Annotated in this window: 22 protein-coding genes and 1 pseudogene; 5 read left to right on the top strand and 18 right to left on the bottom strand. The window is 40.3% G+C overall.

The window, feature by feature from the left end:
• Positions 1-77: 77 nt before the first annotated feature.
• The 3 genes from BDR01S_RS12445 to BDR01S_RS12455 all read left to right on the top strand — a co-directional run bounded on the left by BDR01S_RS12445 (position 78) and on the right by BDR01S_RS12455 (position 2340).
• A complete protein-coding gene (locus BDR01S_RS12445) occupies positions 78-854 on the top strand; it encodes an amino acid ABC transporter substrate-binding protein (protein ID WP_066258811.1) in 777 nt (258 codons plus the stop codon).
• A gap of 64 nt (positions 855-918) precedes the next feature.
• Entirely contained in the window at positions 919-1578 is a 660-nt protein-coding gene (locus BDR01S_RS12450) for an amino acid ABC transporter permease (RefSeq protein WP_066258813.1), read from the top strand.
• A gap of 15 nt (positions 1579-1593) precedes the next feature.
• Positions 1594-2340 (top strand): amino acid ABC transporter ATP-binding protein, encoded by a 747-nt coding sequence (locus tag BDR01S_RS12455; RefSeq protein ID WP_066258815.1) that lies wholly within the window; start codon positions 1594-1596, stop codon positions 2338-2340.
• Positions 2341-2397: 57 nt separating this feature from the next.
• On the opposite strand, the gene cydS is transcribed toward BDR01S_RS12455, so the two are convergent.
• From cydS to BDR01S_RS26505, 13 genes and pseudogenes are all read right to left on the bottom strand, one after another.
• Complete coding sequence (gene cydS, locus BDR01S_RS26730; RefSeq protein ID WP_374725401.1) at positions 2398-2499, bottom strand: cytochrome bd oxidase small subunit CydS family protein; 102 nt, start codon at positions 2497-2499, stop codon at positions 2398-2400.
• Between the two features lie 14 nt (positions 2500-2513).
• Positions 2514-3542: a cytochrome d ubiquinol oxidase subunit II gene (locus BDR01S_RS12460; protein WP_066258820.1), complete on the bottom strand. Its 1029-nt coding sequence runs from the start codon at positions 3540-3542 to the stop codon at positions 2514-2516.
• Positions 3539-4885, bottom strand: a complete 1347-nt coding sequence (locus BDR01S_RS12465) for a cytochrome ubiquinol oxidase subunit I (RefSeq protein WP_066258823.1) — start codon at positions 4883-4885, stop codon at positions 3539-3541. Before BDR01S_RS12465 ends, BDR01S_RS12460 begins: the two co-directional genes overlap by 4 nt.
• A 235-nt stretch (positions 4886-5120) precedes the next feature.
• Positions 5121-5951 carry a cytochrome c oxidase assembly protein gene (locus BDR01S_RS12470; RefSeq protein WP_066363179.1) on the bottom strand — a complete coding sequence of 277 codons (831 nt, stop codon included), beginning with the start codon at positions 5949-5951 and terminating at the stop codon, positions 5121-5123.
• Between the two features lie 152 nt (positions 5952-6103).
• Positions 6104-6472, bottom strand: a pseudogene (locus BDR01S_RS12475) (glycosyltransferase); the annotation flags it as partial.
• Between the two features lie 26 nt (positions 6473-6498).
• Positions 6499-7101, bottom strand: a complete 603-nt coding sequence (locus tag BDR01S_RS12480; protein ID WP_066258831.1) for an undecaprenyl-diphosphatase — start codon at positions 7099-7101, stop codon at positions 6499-6501.
• Positions 7102-7137: 36 nt separating this feature from the next.
• Positions 7138-8298: an MGDG synthase family glycosyltransferase gene (locus BDR01S_RS12485; protein ID WP_066258835.1), complete on the bottom strand. Its 1161-nt coding sequence runs from the start codon at positions 8296-8298 to the stop codon at positions 7138-7140.
• 171 nt (positions 8299-8469) lie between these two features.
• Entirely contained in the window at positions 8470-9087 is a 618-nt protein-coding gene (locus BDR01S_RS12490) for a DedA family protein (RefSeq protein ID WP_066258837.1), read from the bottom strand.
• Positions 9088-9095: 8 nt separating this feature from the next.
• On the bottom strand, positions 9096-9788 hold the full coding sequence (locus BDR01S_RS12495; protein WP_066260383.1) for a polysaccharide deacetylase family protein: 693 nt from the start codon (positions 9786-9788) through the stop codon (positions 9096-9098).
• A gap of 8 nt (positions 9789-9796) precedes the next feature.
• Positions 9797-11176 (bottom strand): sensor histidine kinase, encoded by a 1380-nt coding sequence (locus tag BDR01S_RS12500; RefSeq protein WP_066258841.1) that lies wholly within the window; start codon positions 11174-11176, stop codon positions 9797-9799.
• A 4-nt stretch (positions 11177-11180) separates the two neighbouring features.
• Positions 11181-11879, bottom strand: a complete 699-nt coding sequence (locus BDR01S_RS12505; protein ID WP_066258842.1) for a response regulator transcription factor — start codon at positions 11877-11879, stop codon at positions 11181-11183.
• Between the two features lie 229 nt (positions 11880-12108).
• Entirely contained in the window at positions 12109-12702 is a 594-nt protein-coding gene (locus BDR01S_RS12510; RefSeq protein ID WP_066363182.1) for a putative ABC transporter permease, read from the bottom strand.
• 170 nt (positions 12703-12872) lie between these two features.
• Entirely contained in the window at positions 12873-13007 is a 135-nt protein-coding gene (locus BDR01S_RS26505) for a hypothetical protein (RefSeq protein ID WP_268874675.1), read from the bottom strand.
• 86 nt (positions 13008-13093) lie between these two features.
• On the opposite strand from BDR01S_RS26505, the gene BDR01S_RS12515 reads away from it, so the two are divergent.
• Both BDR01S_RS12515 and BDR01S_RS12520 read left to right on the top strand, forming a co-directional pair.
• Positions 13094-13819: an ABC transporter ATP-binding protein gene (locus BDR01S_RS12515; protein ID WP_066258844.1), complete on the top strand. Its 726-nt coding sequence runs from the start codon at positions 13094-13096 to the stop codon at positions 13817-13819.
• Positions 13816-14874, top strand: a complete 1059-nt coding sequence (locus BDR01S_RS12520; RefSeq protein WP_066258847.1) for an ABC transporter permease — start codon at positions 13816-13818, stop codon at positions 14872-14874. Before BDR01S_RS12515 ends, BDR01S_RS12520 begins: the two co-directional genes overlap by 4 nt.
• Before the next feature lie 52 nt (positions 14875-14926).
• On the opposite strand, the gene BDR01S_RS12525 is transcribed toward BDR01S_RS12520, so the two are convergent.
• The 5 genes from BDR01S_RS12525 to BDR01S_RS12545 form a co-directional block, all read right to left on the bottom strand.
• On the bottom strand, positions 14927-15523 hold the full coding sequence (locus tag BDR01S_RS12525; protein ID WP_066258849.1) for an NADPH-dependent FMN reductase: 597 nt from the start codon (positions 15521-15523) through the stop codon (positions 14927-14929).
• 295 nt (positions 15524-15818) lie between these two features.
• Positions 15819-17012 carry a PDZ domain-containing protein gene (locus BDR01S_RS12530; protein WP_066258850.1) on the bottom strand — a complete coding sequence of 398 codons (1194 nt, stop codon included), beginning with the start codon at positions 17010-17012 and terminating at the stop codon, positions 15819-15821.
• 172 nt (positions 17013-17184) lie between these two features.
• Positions 17185-18624, bottom strand: coding sequence for a S41 family peptidase (locus BDR01S_RS12535; protein WP_066258851.1), 1440 nt, complete (start codon positions 18622-18624; stop codon positions 17185-17187).
• Between the two features lie 218 nt (positions 18625-18842).
• On the bottom strand, positions 18843-20423 hold the full coding sequence (locus BDR01S_RS12540; RefSeq protein WP_066258852.1) for an SSO2105 N-terminal domain-containing protein: 1581 nt from the start codon (positions 20421-20423) through the stop codon (positions 18843-18845).
• Between the two features lie 512 nt (positions 20424-20935).
• Positions 20936-22225, bottom strand: a complete 1290-nt coding sequence (locus BDR01S_RS12545; RefSeq protein ID WP_066258854.1) for a murein hydrolase activator EnvC family protein — start codon at positions 22223-22225, stop codon at positions 20936-20938.
• Between the last annotated feature and the right edge of the window lie 109 nt (positions 22226-22334).

Genomic DNA, 22334 nt, shown 5'->3' on the forward strand with positions numbered 1-22334 from the left:
GTTATAATATGGTAGTCTAATAATACGGTAACGTACTAAAGTGAATTAAAAAAAATAGATAAGGTGGCTGGTCTAAGATGAAACGTTTAATACCTATGATTCTAGTAATAGCAGCACTATTCTCGATTCTTACAGGATGCTCGTCTAAATCAGAAGGAGCAAAGGACAAAACGCTCGTGATTGGGATCGATGATAAGTTTGCTCCGATGGGTTTCCGCGATGAGAATAATAAGATTGTTGGTTTTGATATCGATTACGCAAAGGCAGCAGCGGAAAAGATGGGGAAAAAGGTTAAATTCCAACCAATCGATTGGAGTACGAAGGAAGCTGAACTTAGCAGCGGCAGGATTGACCTCATTTGGAACGGATACACTATTACAGATGAACGTAAACAGAAAGTTCTTTTCACCAAGCCCTATTTAAAAAATGCACAGGTGGTTGTTACATTAGCTGATTCAAAAATTACAAAACTTGATGATTTAACGGGTAAGGTTGTTGGCCTGCAAACATTATCATCTGCATCAGATGCTTTGAATGCAGCACCTATCAAGAAAAAAATTAAGACTGTTACCGAGTTTTCTGATAATGTCCAAGCTCTGACTGATTTAAAAAGCGGCCGTTTGGATGCGGTAGTTATTGATGAAGTGGTTATCGATTATTATATGAAAAAAGAAAAAGAAGCCTTTAAAATTCTCGATGAATCGCTTGCTCCCGAAGAATACGGAATTGGCGTGAAAAAAGGGAATGATGCATTACTTGAAAAGCTGCAAAAAGCACTCGATGATATGAATGAAGATGGCTCCGCTGCAACTATTTCGAAAAAATGGTTTGGCGAAAATAAAGTATTAAACTAATACCGAATATAAGGCAAACAGGATTTCCACGGGGAACCCTGTTTTGCTTTTGGAGGAACCTTCTATGTCTTTTGACTATCTAATTTCCATACTTAAACCAATGCTCGAAGGGGCACAGATGACCGTACTCTTATTTATCATTGCGATTGTGGTTTCGATTCCACTCGGGTTTATTTTAACCCTGTCAGCCGGCAGTCGTTTTAAGCCGCTGTCACTAATCGCCCAAGGCTATATTTATGTGATGCGCGGTACACCGCTCTTGCTTCAACTGTTATTTATTTGCTTCGGGCTGCCAATGATTCCGGTAGTAGGAGAATACTTAGTTTTGGACCGCTTTGTCGCAGCTTGTTTAGGTTTTATTTTGAACTATGCCGCCTATTTTGCGGAAATCTTTCGCGGCGGGCTTCTTGCGATTGATAAAGGTCAATATGAGGCATCGCAAGTGCTCGGCCTAAATAAATGGCAGACGTTGACAAAGGTGATCCTGCCGCAAATGTTCCGAATCGCTCTTCCATCTGTCGCGAACGAATCGGTGACACTGGTTAAGGATACTGCCCTGCTATATGCTGTTGCCGTACCGGAATTATTGCATTTTGCGCAGACAGCTGTAAATCGTGATTTTACCATCGTCCCATTCTTTGTCGCCGGTATCATTTATTTAATCATGACTCTCCTTTTAACGATGGTCTTTAAGTGGCTTGAAAAACGGTTCAAATTTGAATAGAAAGGAGTGGTATCTATGCCTATCATTGAAATAGCTAACTTGAAGAAATCATATGGGAATTTGGATGTCTTAAAACAGATTACCTTTGATGTAAATAAAAATGATGTGGTTGCCGTGATTGGTCCCTCCGGTTCTGGGAAAAGTACGATGCTTCGCAGTTTGGTATATCTTGAAAAAATTGACGATGGCACGATTTGTGTCGCAGGCAATCATCTGGTTAAGGACGGGGCCTATGCTAAACCGCAGGAGATTAAAGAGATCAACGCAAAAATGGGCATGGTCTTTCAGCATTTTAACCTCTTCCCGCATCTCACAGTGAAAGAAAATTTAGAACTTGCTCCAAAAATGCTGAAGGAAGAATCACCCGCTCAAATTCAACAAAGAAGCAGTGAACTTCTCAAGAAAATCGGGCTTACCGACCGAGCAACTGCCTATCCGGCCAAGCTCTCAGGCGGACAAAAACAGCGAGTTGCCATTGCCAGGGCACTGATGTTAAACCCAGAAATTCTATTGTTCGATGAGCCCACCTCTGCTTTAGACCCGGAATTAACCGGTGAAGTATTAAATGTTATGAAGGATCTGGCGGAAGAACACATGACAATGATTGTAGTGACACATGAGATGGGATTCGCCAAGGAAGTAGCCAACCGGGTTATTTTTATGGATAATGGGGAAATTGTTGAATCCGGTTCGCCCGCCGAGCTGTTTACAAATCCTAAGAATGAACGAACAAAGACTTTCTTGAAACGTAGTTTAAAATAATATCGAACAAATAAAACGGCTGATTCCTCAGCCGTTTTTTATATGCACTTTTCTAGTTTATTTTTCCACAGACTCATCTTTCGGAGCAATCCAGAACGCCACGGCTATAGAGGCAAGCATTACAAGAAATGGTGCATAGAAAAGTAAGAAATCATCCAAAACGTTCATCCCCCCTAAGCATGTTCATCATTCCTATTCCCTTGCACATATTCCTTGTTGAACAGGAACAATTTTAACAGCAGATACAATGAAGGGAGGAGCAATCCCAGCCCTGCAATGAAGGCTACAATCAGGGCAAGCGCCATCGATTTATTGGTAAAACTGTCGTAAAGAGTGAGATAGGGATATAGTAAATAGGGATAATGGGAGGCCCCATAAGCCAAAAAAGCTAGCGCAAATTGCCCTACCAACAGTCCAAATGCCAGCCCATAGGCACGTCGCGTCCAGATCAAATAGACGGTTCCAACAAAAAACAAAACAGACAAGCCGAACAACCACCAGAGGTCGACTAAGCGCTGATAATGTTCTGGATTGTGCGTTCTCATTTCAAAAATAATCCCCGTAGCGGTGATTATGGCTGGTCCTGCCCAACTAAGTGAATATCTTCGCAGGAGGTTGGTTGCCGCCTCATCGTTTGCATGGTGGGCATACCATGTTAAAAATACTGCAGAAATATATAACACCGCTGTCAGACTAAGGACGACAATACTCCATGATAACGGACTGGTAAACAATGCCCAATAATCGAGTACAGGGGCTGAATTTTCCATTGTCACAAAACCGCCCTCTGAAATTGTCAGGACACTCGATAAGGCTGCTGGAATAAGCAGTCCCGTCAAGCCATACAAGATAGTGTAGCGTTTATGCTTAAGTCCCCCGTAGGTCGTAAAGGCATAATACGCCCCTCGAATCGCCAGCAAAATAATCGCAATGCTTGCAGGCACCAGTAAGGTCGTCCCGTAGTAATAGGCCGTTTTTGGAAAAAAACCAACCATGCCGACAAAGAAAAACACTAAAAAGACATTGGTGACTTCCCAAACCGGCGATAGATAGCGTTGAATAATTTTTGTTAAAATATGCTGTTTGGCCGTTATGGTACTATATGCATTAAAGAATCCTGCCCCAAAATCAATCGATGCAATGATAATATATCCAAACAGAAACAGCCCCAGAGCTGAAATTCCGATGATTTCAAGTGTCATAGAGCATCACCCGCTTTCTCAGAAGCCCGATCGGCCAATTCCTGTTCCACAGTGTTCTTCCGGAACATTCGCCAAAGGACAACTACACTGCCAACCCCGAGAACAAGATAAAGTCCCGCAAATAAAACCAACATGAGATCCACTTGACCGCTTGTCGTCGCTGCATCTTTTGTTCGCAAAATCCCACGCAGGACCCAGGGTTGACGGCCGACCTCGTCCAGCCACCACCCAGCCTCGATCGCAAGGATAGAAAGAGGACCGCCGAGCACTAGCAGCCAGCGGAACCATTGCGACAAAACGAAACGCCATTGGCGCCAGGTTCCAATTATGTACAGCAAAGACAAGACGGTCATCCACATCCCAATCGTCACCATTGTATCGAATAAATAGTGGATATACAGGGGTGGCACTTCATCCTTTGGAAACTGATCAAGTCCAATCACTTCGGCATTAGGAACTTCATGAGCAAGAATGCTGAGTGCAAACGGAATCTTTAGCGCATATTTGACTTCTCCATTCTCAAGGACACCATAAAGAATAAGCGGCACACCTTTCCCAGTTTCAAAGTGCCACTCAGCCGCGGCTAATTTTTCTGGTTGATATTCTGCCAAATACTTTCCGGAGAAATCCCCTAATAGGGTGGTTGAGACAGAAAAGACGAATCCAAGTTTCATCGTTAAGAATAAAGCCTTTTTATGATAGATATGGTTTGAACCTTTAAGTAACCGGAAGGCACCAATAGCCGCGAGGACAAACGCCGAAGTCATATAAGCGGTGACAACGACATGGGCCACTTTAGTCGGCATCGCCGGATTAAACATCGCCAAGATCGGACTGACATCCACGAGTTGACCATTGACCACATCAAAGCCCTGCGGTGCATTCATAAATGCATTAACAATCGTAATAAAGACAGCCGAAAATGAGGCGCCTAATGCAACTGGTATCAGCAAGAGCAAATGTTTTTTCTGATTTTCAAATCGATCCCATGTATATATGTATATCCCTAAAAAAATCGCTTCAAAGAAAAAGGCAAAGGTCTCCATAAATAATGGCAAGGCAATCACATTACCGGCCAACTGCATAAAATTGGGCCAGAGAAGTGAAAGCTGTAACCCGATCGCGGTCCCGGTCACAACACCGACAGCCACGGTAATCACATATCCCCTTGTCCATCTTCGCGCTAGTAAAATATAGTGTTCATCCTGTTTCTTGATCCCGACCCATTGGGCAATCATAATCATCAGTGGAATTCCGACCCCAATGGTTGCATAAATAATATGAAAGGACAAAGTCAATTCTGTTAAGACACGACTAAAAAATACTGCTTCCTCATTACCCATTTAATTCCCCCCTTTCTTACCCAGAAAAAAGCCGTCCAATGATCGACAAACCCATGATTGATGCAACAATAAAAGCTAGCCAAATGAGCTTCCGCTCTTGTTTTTTGTAAATAAAAAATCCTCCTAGTTTAATAATTCAGCCACTCTTAGATACCATTCCCAAAATTATCACGGAATATATTGAACCAGATTGGAAAGTTCCTGCATTTTTACACAGAAATAAGGGGAATGGTGATTAATCAACCATTCCCACAACAGTCCCACTATTAACTTTTTTTCCAAGACGCACCGTCAGGATTAATCCAAATTTATGCATTCCGAGCATAAGGATTCCCGCAAACATTTGGTCAAGCCTAGTATTAAATGGTGCAGGCAGGAGATTGAGGGAATCTATTTGGGAGGGTGAGATACAAAGGTTTGCAGTTAATTCGGTAAGAAGAGGATTATTCATTCCACCAATCAAGCCAGTTAGGATGAAAAGCAAACAGGCAGGCATTAAGACAAGACCGCTCAAAAATAGATACCGTTTATTCTGCCTTGTTGAACCATTATGGTTCAACTCAGGCGCTGCGATTGGCCCCCACATCCGAATAGACAGGAGTAATAGCACTAATAAATATCCATTATGGACCACCGTGTTTTGCGAAATAGTCGTTAACACTACTGGGAAATGGTACATCAAGAACAGCACTCCAAATGCATAAAGTGCAGCAATCGGCGCTAAAAAAAACTTGCTCACTCGAACAAATAGGGTGAGATTCTGAATATGATGGAGAAACGAGTCAGGAATTCCTAATAAAAACAGAGGTGGGATAATAAAGTATAAAATGCTCAATTGCAGCATGTGCAAACTAAATGACAGATGACTAATCTTTTCAAATGGACTGCCAAAGGCTAAATACATGATGACTATACTGAGGAAAAATAACAGGGGTTGTTTTTGGTTAAGCTTTATTTCTGTAAAAGAAAGTACTAAGACTACATATAAGAGCGCTATACAAATGAGGAAAGCTAATAATGGTACATTCCACAACGATTGACCTTCAAGGAACATAGCATAGAACATGAAATCCTCCTTCCACTCAGGACACCTAGACTTCAGAAAATTACCCTTGCAACCCATTAAACTAACTTTAAATTTTATGTAAGAATATGTGGAATTATTACAAAAAAAGAGCCCTACTGAAGTTTCGGAGAATGGATTAACGTATCTCACCCACCCTCCAAAATCCTTTCAATAAAAGCTCGAATCACGTTTATATCTTCTTGTAAATCTGCATCGATGGACACGACACAATCTGATTGTTCATTGGCTGTCTTAAGACCCGCAATAAGTGCGTTCTGACGTCCCATATTGGCCGACAGCTTAAGGCCGGTAACAAAAAGATTGTTCTCACTTTCAGCCTCGATTATCCCCCAAGTTCGATCCTTGCTGCCATCATCTACAAATAGTAGTTTACTCTCCTTTGAGACGTGAGCCTCTTCCATTAGCTCGTCTAACACTTTTGACAATTTGAAGATCGTATCCTTCAATACCTCTTCTTCATTGAAGCATGGTACGACTATGGTTAGTACAGGTTTGCTCATCTGGAATTCCCCCGTCCGTTTAGTTCCTATCTTTTTCTAACTAGATGGGTCTTTTTTAATAAATTACTCTCAATTTTCTCATAGTACTCAATGAACCAGATGATCACCTTGTTTATTTCCTTGAATCGATAGAGTATGAAATGGATAGCAAAAGCCACACCTGCACCAATAAGCATCCCTGCGATCACATCTAAAGGATAATGTACCCCTGTCCAAACACGGGATAGAGCAATGCCTGCAGCCAAAACCAACCACATCCAGCCGTCACGTTTTTTCCAAATCCAAATGGCTGTTGCAATCACAAATGCCGCAGTTGCATGGTCACTTGGAAACGAGGCATTTTTCACATGAGGGATTAACCAGTTCACATGATGGGCGACAAACGGACGATTCCGGTAAAAAAAGTGACCTATTTCTCCATTTATACTTAGCGCCACACAAGCGGCCAGAATGGCCTCAACAACCATTTTTCGGTGTTGTGATTTATGGAAAAACCAATAAAAAATGATTCCTGCAAAAAATAGATACTCTGCTTTTTCTGCTAATAATATCATCAAAGGGTTTAAAAACCGTTCACTTACTGCAAAGTGATTGATGATTTGAAAAATATCATAGTCTAGGTGTGACATCTTCGCTAACCTCCAAATTCATGTAGTCCAACAATATTAAATTCTCAAAGGAGATGAATACCTAACCAATCTTGACTGCCTGCTACTTGTTTTTTGGTCAAGAATGGATTCAATCAAATCCACGATTTTTTCAGGCTTCTCAAGCTCCATTCCCCTCTGATATGAATCGATCGCATGCTCCCAGTCATTCATTTTTTTCTGATCCGTTAATACACTGAGCAACTGACTTTCCAAAGGTGTCGTCTGATTCAGTTCAAATACTAGTTTTTGACTCTTTAAGTAGCGAAGATTTATTTTTTCCTGTCCTGGAAGGGCGGAATGAACAAAGATTGGCAGTCTTTTCTGTATCGCTTCACTGATTGTGACCCCGCCTGGTTTTGAGATAATGGCATCCACTTCTTCATAAAGCTGATTCATTTCTGATCTAGATGAAAGATAAGTTAGTGGTTTGATATGATCTAAACCCCATGAATGGATTTCATCATAAAGTTTCTTATTGTTACCACACAATATTAGGAAGTCTAAGCTGGTAGACAGCTTTAACTCTTCCGCTAGTTTCAAAATCCCGCCTAGACCACTATTTCCTCCAGATAATAAGATTTTGAGCCGATTGGTATGTTTTTTTCGAGTGACGGTTTTCGTCATTTCTTGATGAACGGGAATTCCCGTCACAATCAACTGTTGATTCGGTAGTTTTCGGCTGAGCTTTGCTTTAACCTCTTGACTTGGTAGTAAATGGAGATCAATTCCCTCTCTTCCCCAAACGCTATTAATAAAGAAATCCGTGTATACGTTAATAATCGGCAGGTCGCATTTCCCCTTCATTTTTAACTTACTAAGAAGATAAGAAGGGAACCCATGGGTACAAACAAGTAAATCTGGTTGTTCCTCCGCTATCAATTGCTCCATTTTCTTCAAAAAGAGTGGTTCATACCATTTAAAGGAATGTTTTTTAGTTGGCGGTACGTAGAAAAAGCTCTTATAGGCAAAATTATAGGTTTCTGGCGCATAACGAATCCAATTAAGATAGCCATTTGTAATCACCTTTTCTAACGATTTATTTGTATAGCTTAGCAAGTCTATTTTTTTTAAAGAAAGATCGTTTGTATGATTTTTTAAAAGATCCATTAATGCCTCAGCGACTTGATGATGTCCCGACTGCATTTGTAAGAGTGGTAAAAACAAAATTTTCTTCACTTATTCCATCTCCTATTCGAATAGAAATCGTCCCCTGAAAAATGATTTCTAAATTACTCTATCAATGTATCACTCATTTCTTTAAAAACTGGGTTTTTAATCGATTTTTAATCTTACCTTCAGCCTTTTTTTAGCTTGGTATAAAAAAACAAAACCCGAAAAGATGTCTATTCAGGTTTTGTTTTTATCCAATTCGGTTGATTCCTTTTTTCTCTTTTTTATAGACATAAAGAGGACATAGAGCAAAAAAAGAATGAAAAATACCAGTCCTGCATATGGAATATAGTCTGGATTTATATGAAATACCTTTCCTGCATAATATCCACCTACAATAAAAGGGATGGTCCATAGTACAGTGCCTAGCAAGGAAAATAGGAAAAACATTCGAAAAGAAATGTTATTAATCCCAGCAAAGTAGGGGCTTATCTGCCGAATACCTGGTAGATAAAAACCGAAAACGATTGTTTTACGTACGTTTTTCGCATAGATGCGACTTACCTTTTCCCAACGGTCATCCGTAATCCCGATATACTTACCATATTTTTTAATAAATGGGGACCCTACATATTTCCCGACTGAATAGGCAGTCTGCATGCCAAGAAATGCGCCGAGACTGGAACACAGCATGGTTAGCCCCATGGAGAGCTGATGATGAAAACTCAGCACGCCAATTAAAAAGAGCAGCGATTCTTCAGGAGCAGGAATGCCAATAATTCCAAAGAATAAAAAGAGAAAAATAACGAAGTAACCGTATATATTAATATAATTTATGATCGTTTCTACATTCATAGTTCCCTCTAAAAGTTCACATCATTTAATGTGATAAATTTTGTGCCCTTATTTATGTTTTCCTGTAAATAAATTTCTAAACTCTGCAACATATAACGCGGCGCAAGCCGATCGGCACCCCATGTTTCCCCACAATCATGAAGCAGCAGCACAGAGCCTGCTTCTGTCGCTTGGAGAAATTGTTCCAGCAGGCCGTTCTTACCTTTTGCTACCTTCCAATCACCAAAAATGTCCGACCATATGATCACTTTAAATTGTTTACTCAAAAATAGGCTGGCGATATTAAAGCTTCCCCATGGCGGCCGGTAAAAGGTCACTTTTTCATGGGTGATCTCGCTGATTGCCTGTTCTGTCATTTTCAGCTGTTTCTTTAATTGAAAGGGCGAGAGAATCCAGCTCGAAATATGGTCATAATGATGAATGCCAATCGTATGACCCTCCTGACTCATCCGTTTAATAATAGCAGGATTGGCTTTCACTTTACTGCCCACCACAAAAAAAGAAGCCTTTACACCGTACTTTTGCAAAAGATCTAGCAATTGCGGTGTGTATTCAGGATTGGGACCATCATCAAACGTTAATGCGATCGCCGGGGCATTGATTCGTTTGATAATGCCCCGACCGCTCATCCGTATAATTAGTGTTGGTAGTATGGCATAGATCAGAAAAAAAATGAATAAAAGTATAACGCTCTCGATCACTATTTTAATCACTCAAAAACCTTTCCTTTCTGCTTGGGTAAGAATAGCTCCACCTCTGTTCCCACCCCTTCCGTACTTTTTACAATAATTTCACCATGATGCTGCTTCATGATATTCTTTGCAATCGATAATCCCAGTCCTGTCCCGCCTGTCTCCCTGCTCCTCGCCTTGTCCACTCGGTAAAAACGCTCAAAAATATTTTCTATTTCACACGCTGGTATGCCGATCCCGTAATCTTTTACCGTGATGATGGTCAATTGTTCATTTTCCGTTAAATACACATCGATCGTATCTGTACTGTATTTGATGGCGTTATCGATTAAGATAATAATCGCTTGCTTTAGCTTGACTTCATCCGCTAAAACCGAAATAGCCTGTTTTTGGTAATGGAGGTTAATCTCTCGCTTATAGGCACTTTTTATTTGCTTGAATAAATTCTCACACAAGGATACCAAATTGATTGATTTTGTTTCCAAACGATTTCCTGATTCAGTATCAGCCAAATCCAGAAACCTTTCAGTCATTTTTTGAATCCTCGTTGCTTCTGAATGAATCGATTCAATCGCATCATGGGCAACCTCTTCATTTTTTAATCCCCGTCTTAGCAGTAGGTCTGCATAACTCTTGATCACAGTAAGCGGGGTCTTTAATTCATGTGAAGCATCAGAAATAAATTGCCTCTGTTTTTCGAGGTTTGCTTCTAATCTGCCAATCATCCGATTAAACGTCACCGCCAATTTTTGCAGTTCATCCTTTGTCTCATCTTGGATGATGATCTTTTTCGGAATCCCACTTTGTTCAATATCCTCCATGGTGTTAATCATATTGGAGATCGGTTTCATAATCAGATTCGATAGCCATCTTCCCCCGAGAAGCGATAAAACTGCTCCGAGTATCGTGCAAAAAATTAGAATGGAAAGTAATAGGTCTTTTCCAGTTTCCAATCCGACTAATTTCTCCCCGAACTCAAGGGTTCTGACTACCTGTCCATTGGATTGGATTGGCACCCTGACAATGGCAATTTGCTCTTCTTGATGTTTAAGTCGAATGGTTCGTCTTTGGGTAGTTTTTTCAACAGCGAATTGCGGCTTTATTTTGGCCGCCAATTGCTGGTCGTTCGTAACTTGGTTAACGATTTTCGAATTTGATTGAACGATTCTTATAAAAGAATGGTTCGTTAGGTAGGGGGTTAATTTTTCTTTAACTACAGCTGGGGAATCTTCCTTGTTTATTTGCTTTATCAAATAATTTGCCTTTTGTAATAGTTCACCATCTTCCATATTGACAGTAATCTTCATGAACGAAAAAAAGACAACCGCATTGACAGCTATTAATACACACAGGATCCAGGCCGTTGTAATTAAATTTATTTTTGTGGTAATCTTCATTGGTTTAATTCTCCCTTACGGTATAACCGATTCCCCTCACCGTCTGAATAATCGTTGGCTCTGAAAAACCTTCTTCAATTTTCTTTCGTAAATGTCTGATAAACACATCGATGACGTTCGTTTCCCCTTCATATTCATAGCCCCACACATGCAGGAGGATACCCTCCCTTGTGACAATTTTATTTTTATTGGATAGCAAATAAACGAGTAAATCAAATTCCTTAGGAGTTAACGTGATGGAAGTCTCCCCCCTTATTACTTCTCTCGTATCAAGATTAACGGTTAAATCCCTTAATTCTAATAGAGAGTCATCTTCTTGTGAAGTCTTGACTGCATTGGTAATTTGCCGAAGACAAGAGCGAATTCTTGCTAATAGTTCCTCAATTTCAAATGGCTTGGTGATATAATCATTCGCTCCCTGATCGAGTCCTGCCACCTTGTCAATTGTCATGTTGCGGGCTGTAAGTAAAATAACGGGCAGGAGGTCATTCTCTTTTCGTATTCTCCTTAAAACCTCTATGCCATTCATCTCAGGTAACATAACATCCAATAAAATCAAATCCAACTTTTCATCTAAGGCTGCCTGTAATCCCGATTTCCCATCATAAGCAACCATTACTTCGTATCCCTCATACTCTAGTTCGAGCTTTAATATCTTGGCAATTTGTTTTTCATCCTCTACCACCAAAATCCGCTGTGTCATTGTCAGCCCTCCTTTTTTTGTTCTAACTCGGGTCTAAAATCTTTTATAAAAATGAGCTTATATATCTAGGAATTATCTTATCAATTTAGCATGATTTCTGCTTAGTTTTCTATTTTTCATTGAATTTTAATCTTTTAGACTAACTATAGCATCACGCTAAGTTAAAAAAAAAGAACCACACGGGTTCTTCTTCATTTTTATATGATGTCATTCTTTTGGTGTCAGGCACCTATTGAATTGGATTCGTTGGTTCATCGGTAATAAGATCCTGTAAGGAATGTTTCCTGATGGCTAAGACGAGGTCGGCCAGGAAGTATAATCCTACAGCTGACCAAATCCATGCCCAATAAGGTTCAATGTCTCCGTACATCGATACAATGGCAGGATGGATCCATTTTATGCAAAGTAGCGAGAGAATACTCCAGCAGACAGAAAAAGGCAGACAAATATGACCATGAAGCTGCAGAGGTGAATCAGAATAATCCCACCATTGCCGGTTAAATAGCTTCTGTAATAATGACCCCGTCAGATATTCCACCATGGAAGGGATCAAGGAGCAAAGCAGAATCACCACTCCCCAATTGGTTTCCGGTGAAATCAAATATACCAAGAGGACAGGAGTAATGCCGTACATCGGTTTAAAGGGCCCGAATAAAAAATTCGGCTTAAAGAACTCTCGCTTTGTGAAGAAATTATAACTGTTTTCCAGCAGCCAGCCTATCAACGAATATGTGGTGAAATAGAAAATAATCGCTGCTGCTCCTTCAAGATTAAAAATATCCATATTTTTAAACTCAATACCATTCAGCAAGTTAATGATCATGGCTAAACCACCTTTCATGGATAAGAATTTCCCACATTAGGATTAACAGCGGGGCTGCCAAATATACAAAAAAATTCCTATTTGTGATTCAACTGAATTTGACAGCGGCCGGGATGGATTCCGCCAATTTGGGCCGGGATTCCGCCAACTTTCGGAGTTATTCCGCCAAACTAGGCCGGGATTCCGCCGAACTTCTGAATGATTCCGCCGAATTCCCTATTAATTCCGCCAAACCCCTTTTGATTACCTTTTTTAATAGGGGCACGAGCCTGTTCACTGTCGAACCAGTCGACGATAAACAACACATTGTTGCTTTTTGTATATTGCTAATCTCCCACTGAGTTGTAAAATAAAATTATAACCGCGTCAACAATCCTAGGGGGAATGATTGATGGACTCAACCATTAAAGTGGAACAAGTAAGCAAAAGCTTTGGAAAAAAAACAGTTTTAAATAATGTCAACTTAACGATCGAGAAAGGGCAATTATTTGGCTTAATTGGTCCTTCGGGGGCTGGGAAAACCACCCTTGTCAAAATGATTGTTGGGATGGAAAAGGCAGATACAGGAGCCATTCATGTCTTAAATGAGAAAATGCCGAACCTTGCTTTACTTCAAGAAATTGGCTATATGGCCCAAGCCGATGCCCTGTATGGCGAGTTAACAGGGGAAGAGAATCTGAAATTTTTCGCTTCTCTCTTCGGGTTAACTAAAGAAGCACAGAAACAGCGGCTTACTTATGTGGCCAATTTAGTAAACCTGACAGACGACTTAAAAAAACGGGTCGCTGCTTATTCCGGTGGGATGAAACGACGCTTATCCTTAGCGATTGCACTAATCCAAGATCCTAAAATATTAATCTTAGATGAACCAACTGTCGGCATCGATCCCGAATTAAAGTTATCCATTTGGAAAGAATTTTTACGATTGAAAAATGAAGAGCAAAAAACTATCATTGTCACCACCCATGTCATGGATGAAGCGGTGAAATGCGATTATGTAGCCATGGTTCGTGATGGCCGCATTTTAACGAGTGGAACGCCAACCGAATTAAAGGCGTTATACAAAACAGACGATTTTGATGAGGTATTTTTGAAGGCAGGGGTGAAACATCCATGAGAGTGATTGCGCTAATTAAAAGAATTTGTCAGCAGATGTTTCGGGACAAACGCACCTTAGCCTTGTTATTTGTAGCACCCCTACTAATTCTGACCCTGATGTACTTTTTGTTCAACGGCAATACCGTCGACCCAAAATTAGGGGTTTCAGGTGTAGATAGTGATTTAGCAACGGCCTTTAAAAAGGCAGACATTCAGGTGAAAGAATACAAATCAGTAACAAATCATACCATTCTAGACGATGATCTTGACGGGCTGCTGCAGCTGGAGAATGGCAAAATAAAACTGACACTTCGGAATGATGATCCTACAAAAGCAAAAGCACTGCAAATGAAGGTAAACCAGGTAACTGCGGCACAGTTCCAAGCACAGATGATGATGCAAAGCGCGGGAAAAGCACCAGCTATGACGCCGAAAAGTATCGATATTAGCTACGTTTATGGTGATTCGGACACCGTCTTTTTTGATGTATTAAGTCCGATATTAGTTGGTTTCTTTGTATTCTTTTTCGTATTTATTATTTCAGGAATTGGTTTATTACGTGAGCGGACAACAGGCACCTTGGAGCGGTTAATGTCTACCCCGATTCGGAGATGGGAAATCGTTACTGCCTACTTGGTGGGTTATGGACTATTCGCGGTGATTCAAACGATAATTGTTGTTTTCTATGCTATTAATGTATTAGATATCGTCCTTGTCGGGTCGATATGGAGTGTGCTCCTGACGAACTTACTATTAGCTTTAGTGGCACTCTCGCTAGGAATCCTGTTGTCGACCTTTGCAGCTTCCGAGTTCCAAATGATTCAATTTATCCCGATTGCCGTCATACCGCAAATCTTTTTTGCAGGAATTTTCCCGCTAGAAGGGATGGCCGATTGGTTACAAGCAGTAGCGAAGGTGATGCCAATGTATTATGCAGGAGACGCATTAAAAGGTGTGATGTATAAAGGGTTTAGTTTAAGCGATATAAGCGGAGACCTTCTCGCCTTAGTAATCTTCGCTGCCCTTTTCATTGTTTTGAATATCTTCTCATTGAAAAAATATAGAAATTTATAGGTAAATAAAAATGGGAGCGATGATTGATTAATCATCGCTCCCTATTTTCATTTTATCGAATTGTTTTTAATGCACCGCTCCATGAAACCACTTCATCAAGCATTGCATTTACATTTGTAAGGTGTAATTCAGCTGGTTTGAACTCGCTGCCGTTTACAAAGTCTGTGAATAATGACAATGTTGGATGTGTACGAACGTCTGCAATTTTTAATTCACCCATGATGCCGCGTAAATGTTCAGCTGCACGAGCACCGCCTGTTGAACCATAGCTTACGATTCCTGCTGCTTTGTCATTCCAAGCTTCACGCGCAAAATCAAGAGCATTTTTTAATGCACCAGTGATGCTGTGGTTGTATTCTTGAGTAATGAATACAAAACCATCTAAGTTGGCAAGTTTGCTATTCCATTCTGCAATCCCTGGCTCTGAACCATCAGTTGTTCCTAAGAATGGTAAATTGAAGTCTGCGATATCAACGATTTCATAATTTGCATCGCCGCGTTTATCCGCAATCCCTTTTACCCATTCCCCAACTTGTGGGCTTACTCGTCCTTGACGTGTGCTTCCTAAAATAATACCGATGTTTAATTTTGTCATTGTTTTTTCCTCCCTTGTGTTTGAATCACCAAATAGTCTACCTAAAAAACCCAACTTCAACACCACCTATAAAAAAGTTTTTTATCTAAAAAAGTTACGTAGTGTTCATGAATTAACAAAACACATTTTGGCAGGATTTTCTCCTACACAATATTACGAATTAGTCTTGAATTAAAATATTATAAATTTATATATCTTTAATTCAAAGTAATCTTATAATATTAAAAGCATTTTGTCAACGAAATAATCTTTTATTTTTTACATAATTAGATTGCCCAAGATGGATAATAAAAAACCACTCAGCAAATTTTTTTCTGAGTGGTTTTTTTGATGGTGTCAGGCACCAAGGTTATCCTATTTTCTCATCGTATTTGCGGTCATCCTGGACAAAAAGAATGCCTAGTTCGTGGTGGTCTCCTTCGTAAAGAGCACGTTGGACGAAGCGGATTTCTCCATTGGTATCGAGAACCTCGAGCTTGCAGTGGGCACGGTTTTTTTGAAGTGCTTCGTAAAACACCTTTTCGTCACGAACCAACACGCCATTCACTTTTGAAACAATCTCACCGACCTGCAGACCCATTTTACTTGCCGGTGATTCGGGAATCACTCCAATAATCATCAGACCCTGATTCTTTTTTGAAAAATAAAATGGAAGATTATCGTCTTTTATCGTTGCCATTAATGAAATCATTTCACGGCCTAGAATCGCCAGTGCAGCTACCACAACCGAACTAAGCGGGAACCAATAGCCTGCAATAGCAAGAAGTGACACGAATACGCCAAGGGTGATGACCTTGCGTCCATGAAGCTGAATAGCGACTTTAGGCAGCATTCCTTTGATTTGCTGATGAAATCCAATCGCAAATGGCACGAGAATCAATGAATACTCTTTTGAGCCCAAATGAAATACCGGCCACCAGTCAAATGGAAGCTGCAGCGCATTTCCTGGAATAAGAAGGAACAACGGAACCATCCAAAGGCGCCTTCCTTCATGCAATCCAATGTTTTGACCACGTTTGCTTTTAGCCAGTTTAGGTGAGGTTCCTTTGCTGCCATTTTTTAAAATTAGCGTTCCTTCTGCTATTAACATAAATCCAAGCATAACCACCACCGAAGGATAAATCTTATCACCTAATGACTGAAGCGATTTTGAAAACAGTGGGATCGACCAATTATTTTCAGCAATCAAGATCATTGTGAAAAAAGCGGCCCCAATCGTATATGCGGGTGAAATCCATCGTACATTTGTGGTCAATGACCATAAAACCGTAAATAGAGCAATAAGTAGAATCGTCGCAAACGGAACTGCGATTCCTGCAGCAATAATAATAATAGAAAAAACCAGTCCAATTAGTATTCCTTGCGGAAATAACTGGCGAAGTTCATAGTAAGCATCATGTGCTCGAATATGAAAGTTTTTTCGCTCGCGTTTCACTCTTGTAACGCCCAAAATCGCTGTTAGGAAAACAAGATAGTATAAAACAGGATGAAGAAATAACTTGCCTGTCCCTTTTAGAAGTTCTACAAGCCATATTTGCACCAATTCCTGCCACCTGCCTCTATCAAAATTTCTAGTAATCTATTATGGAAAAGTCTCCTAAAGAGTATTTTACCAAATTGGAACCATAAAACATATTGCTAGTTTTTAGAAAAGGGTAAAAATGTTGAAACATTTCAAGAAACGAGAAGAAAAACAGAGGCATGATGCCCCTGTTTTAATCTTTCGTAATTAACCTCAATGCCGTTTGCAGCTGAAGGTCGTTTTTCTCCTTTTTCATTTCAGCAATTGCTGCTTCTTCTAGTTTGGCCGCTGTTTTGGGGCCAACTTTTCCTGATGGTTCCATGTTCACATGGAGTTGGAAGCCCTTTACGGCCATTGTCGTTTCCTTACTGAAGTATCCGTCCGTTCGGCCTGGAGCAAATCCTAAACCAGCTAGTACTTCTTGCACATTCTTAACCTGCTCATTGTTCATATCCTCTTCCAGAGGCTTTTCGACTTGAATCGGATGGGTGGCAAAGATGGCTGGTTGTTTGACGGCCACATCTGGCTGGATTCCTTTTTTGTGGATCCAATTTCCATCTGGAGTGAGCCATTTAAATAAAGTTAGCTTGATATTGCTGCCATCCCCCATTGGTACAGCTTGCTGAACCGTGCCTTTTCCAAACGTGGTTTCACCAACAAGCTTGTAACCAACCGCCTCTTGCAGGGAGCCCGCAAGAATTTCCGATGCGGAGGCACTGCCTTTGTTGACCAGCACAAGCACGGGATAATCCTTTTTCTCGGATAACGATGAGAAATAACGTTTTTTCTTACCGTTCCGCTGCTCAATTTGAACGTATGGTTTATCCTTTGGAACAAATTCTTTTAATATTTCACCCACACTATCTAAAAGACCGCCAGGGTTTCCACGTACATCAATAATTAACCCTTTAATATCATCGTTTTCTAACGCAGTTAATTCCTTTTCAAAATCAGCTGCCGTATCTTCTGAGAACGAGGTTAGTTCAATATAACCAATATTTTTGCCATCCTGCTTCTTCACCTGAGCATGGACTGTCTCCAGTGGAATTTCATCCCGTGTGACATCAATCGCTAATGGGTCTCTTAAGCCTTTTCTTGCAATTAATAACTCCACCTTTGTCCCTTTTTTGCCGCGAATTTTTAGCGTGGCTTTATTCAAGTCTAGCCCCTCTATACTTTTTCCATTTACCTTTAAAATTTGATCATTCGGCTTGATGCCTGCTTTTTCAGCTGGGGAATTTTTGAATGGTGAAACGATAACTATTTTCCCATCAACCATTCCTACTTCGGCTCCAATCCCTTCAAACGACGATTGCAGGGTCTGGGTAAATTGTTGAGCGGTTTCCTTATCCATATAGACCGAATAGGGATCCTTTAAAACGGAAAGCATTCCTTGGATTGCGCCTTCTACCAACTTTTTATCATCCACTTTTTCTACATACCTGCTTAAAATAAGATCATAGGCCTGCTCTACTTTTTCAAGATGTGCTGTATTTTCTTCTTTCGCAGATTGCATGAGTTCAAGTTTCTTGTTTCCATCCTTTTTATCCATTAACTGCATTCCTGCATAGGTGCCCCCCGCTCCTGTCAAAAGCGAACCCGTCATCAACAGGGCAATCCATCTACGATTCATCTCAGGTCCTGGTTACTAAAATCTATAAAAATCTACCCTTCGTCTCCGAACCAAGAAAAGAGACATACCGTGACGATTCTCACGTCATTCCATCAGGAAAGGAATTGAACCCTTGTCATGAACCTATTTGTTCAAGACACCCCGCGGTGCTCTGTTAGAGCCGGCGTTTTGCAACAGACCATTCCTTCCATTGGTCAGCCTGCCGCAAAGATTGGATTTTAGTACCAGGACTTCACCTCCTTAAATTGTAATTCCTGGTTCTTTATTATTAATGTTTGATGGATCACGTTCCATAGCTTCCAACTATGGTTTTCTTTGAATGTTTCTATATTTCTTAACAACATCCCCATATACTTCCGTCTATGCTTGCCGTTTTTTGACCTTTTCTCGGATTCTTCCATTGACCCAAGAATGGAAATCAGTTTTGGCTTTACTAGTGTACGGACCTGGTTTAGGATTTCTTGCGGTATTCTTTCATCAAAACCAAGACCTCTTCTTCCAATAACAAAAGCAGCCGCTTCATGAACGGATAAGCCATATTTTTTACTATATTTAAACCGTCCAATGACAGATGTGTAAGCCGGGTTAACTTTTTTTATTTTAAACCCGAATTTAATTCCTCTTGAGATGATGGATTTTTGTATCTTTGTTTTTGCAAACGAATGGACAAGGCGATTGAATCGTTTATTTGTGTCATGATCTTGTTTTAATGTGATATCTTCTATGACCATAGCTCCCACGTTCCAATTCAAGAGATACTGAATGATGTCTTTAGCGATTTCTCCTGAAATATTGGATCGGCGGTTGCTTTTTACATATTCCATTTCATGACAATAAAAGGTTTTGGATTCTAGTAAATTTCCCTGTTTCGTTAAAATAGACACCGCTATTCGATCAATATTCACATCAATCCCCGCCACTAGATCAGACAGAATAATTTCATTCCCATTCCGTATTGAACCATGTACAACCTCACCGTAAGTGATATGTACATAGACCTTATTATTTTTCCGCTTTAACTCAATAGAATAGGGGCTATATTCCTCGAGAGTTTTTTTCTTTGAGGTAACACCAACTTCATTGGGGAACACGATCTCGACTATTTCATTGAAAAATTTGTCCGGAATTAGAAGTTTTAATCGTAATCTTGGACTTTTTTTTCGCCCCTCAACTTGCAGTGGATTTGCCACTTCCAGATAAAATTGCTGCTCCTCATCATCGAATACGATTCGGGTATTCAAATTCCCCTTTTTAGACTTGTCACCACGAGAATAAAGAGTATTCGAACGTAAATCCCTCCATTCATCTCTCGAAATGTTGCCTTTCAATCGCTCATAAAAGTTCCTTTTTCCACCAAAGATGACGGTCGGAATCGTCTGATCATTCTGTTGTTTTAATAAAATAGATTTCTTTATTTGAAGCTTTTCTAAGCGGGCACTCAACCCTTTTAAACAGATCTCAAGTGGGACTTTTTTCGGTCTTTTCCTACCTGACTGATAATCTTCTATTTTCTTGCAGGTTTTTTTAATTTTTCCTTGTATGCCTTCGATTCTTAAGGGGAGAAGTTCTTTTTGACTTGAAATGATGGCTTGGGCTTGCATCACGGCATCTTCAGCATATCTTTTGTTCAAATGAAAGAGGGCACTTACCGATTTAATTAATCTACCTGACTGTTCACCCTCTAATAGGCGATTAAAGGAATACCGCCATGCAGCACAAAAAATAGCCATTAATCGATTTAGTTTTTCAAGTTCTTCGGCATTCTCATCATCAATAAGGCAAATTTTCGTTACCTTCATTCCATCAACCCCTTAAGAACAAATGTTCTATATTAATTAAAGGGTTTTACTGGAAGTAAAGCAAGAAGTTAGTCGCTTATATTTGGTAGATTTTGTAGTTTCTACTAGATAATGTTAAGCAGTTGCAACCTCCTTAGTTAAAAAATGCCTGTCCTATCTATTTACATAAAAAGGATCCAAATACCTCCCCGATTATTAACATATATGTTCGAAGTGGACGAGTTATGATAAGAAAAGCGGAAGCGCCCGTTCAGCGGCGTATGGACTCCTCGAAAAAGCTAACGCTTTTTCTTCGTGCGATGCATATGCTGACGAAGCGTTCCTTGTGGAGCACTTTGACTGAGATAAAGGAAACACGGAGAGCGTTAGCGCATCCGTGCTTGACTTATCGTAGGGAAAAGGGCGAAGTACACTAGCCGCTGGGCGCTGGAGCTAGACAATTATCTAAGTTCAAAGTTTTATACTTTTTTATTCGATAAAAAAATGGAAGAAGCAAAAAGCTTCTCCCATTTTTATGGTAGTGGTACGATCCCGACTGGATTAATGGCATAACGCTTATCCGGTGTCCATGGACCCTTATGAAGTTCAAAATGTAAATGCTGCCCTCTTGAGGCTCCGGTATTCCCCATAAGACCAATCTTTTGACCCTTTTTCACAGTAGCTCCACTGCCGACATAACGTGCGGTCATATGGGCATAGATAGTTGTGTACACTTTTCCATTAATCGAGTGAGAAACAAAAATACAGTTTCCATAACTACTAGAATAATAGGATCTATTGACGACCCCATCTGCCGCAGCAACAATTGGCACCTTGATCCCGTTGGCAATGTCAACTCCGTAGTGATTTCCATCCCCACGGCCGCCAAAACCAGAGCTACGATATCCAGTCGTAGGCTGGGTCCAATACCCACTTGAAACGTTTGGTGTTGCATCCGAACGAGGAGCAGAATTATTGTTAGAACCGCTATTACTACTGTTTGATGACGTATTTCTTTTCGCCTCTGCAGCTGCTCTAGCTTGAGCCTCTTTCTCCATTTGAATGGCCTTTTGAATCGCCGCTTCTTGACCGGCAAGAATCTGCTCCTCCTCTTGCATATCCATCATACCCTCATGGACTTCTTCTTCTTTATCTTTTAAGCTTGCTAAAAGTTTATCTTTTTCCTTCTTTTGTGAACTTAATTGCTGATTCATATTTTTTAAATCTGCTAGCATTTTCTGGAGATTAGAAAGATCTTTTTCTACTTTGGCTTGTTTCATCGCAAGCTCATTTTTATCGGCCTCATGCTGCTTAATAATATCTTGGTCCGCCTGCACGATCGTTGCAACCGCATTGGCCCTGTCAATAAAATCATTAAAGCTCGTTGATCCTATTAGCACATCTAAATAATTGACCATGCCGCCATTTTCCTGATAACTGCGGGCCCGGTCTTTTAAGAGTACGTTTCGCTTATTAATGCGCTCTTTGATAACCTTGGTTTCCGCTTGGAGTTTTGTAACCTCTGCTTTTGTATCTTTTACCTTTTCCGTTTTATCATTTATTTTCGTGGTTGTATCTTCAATCGCAAAGTCAATGCGTTTTATTTCGCTCTGTACGCCCGCCTGCTGATTTTTTAATGAATTTATCAGACCGTTTGCTTGATTAATGTCCTCTTTTAAATTGGAACGTTTGTCGTGAATTTTACTTTGTTCACCTTTCAAACTGGAAATCGATTCAGCCTCTGTTTTAATTGTGACACCGCCAAATGTTGTTCCTAGCCCAACCGTCAGTGCAACGGCAACTGTTATTACTGTTTTTTTCATTTTCCGATTTCTCCTCCCATTCTCTCTATGTACAGGTAAAATCGTTCGTTAGCTTTGTGTGAACGAATGTTGTTGTGTACGAAACTTTTGATCTATTCTAGTAATTTGA

The sequence above is a fragment of the Neobacillus drentensis NBRC 102427 genome (assembly GCF_001591445.1).
Classification (GTDB): domain Bacteria; phylum Bacillota; class Bacilli; order Bacillales; family Cytobacillaceae; genus Neobacillus; species Neobacillus drentensis.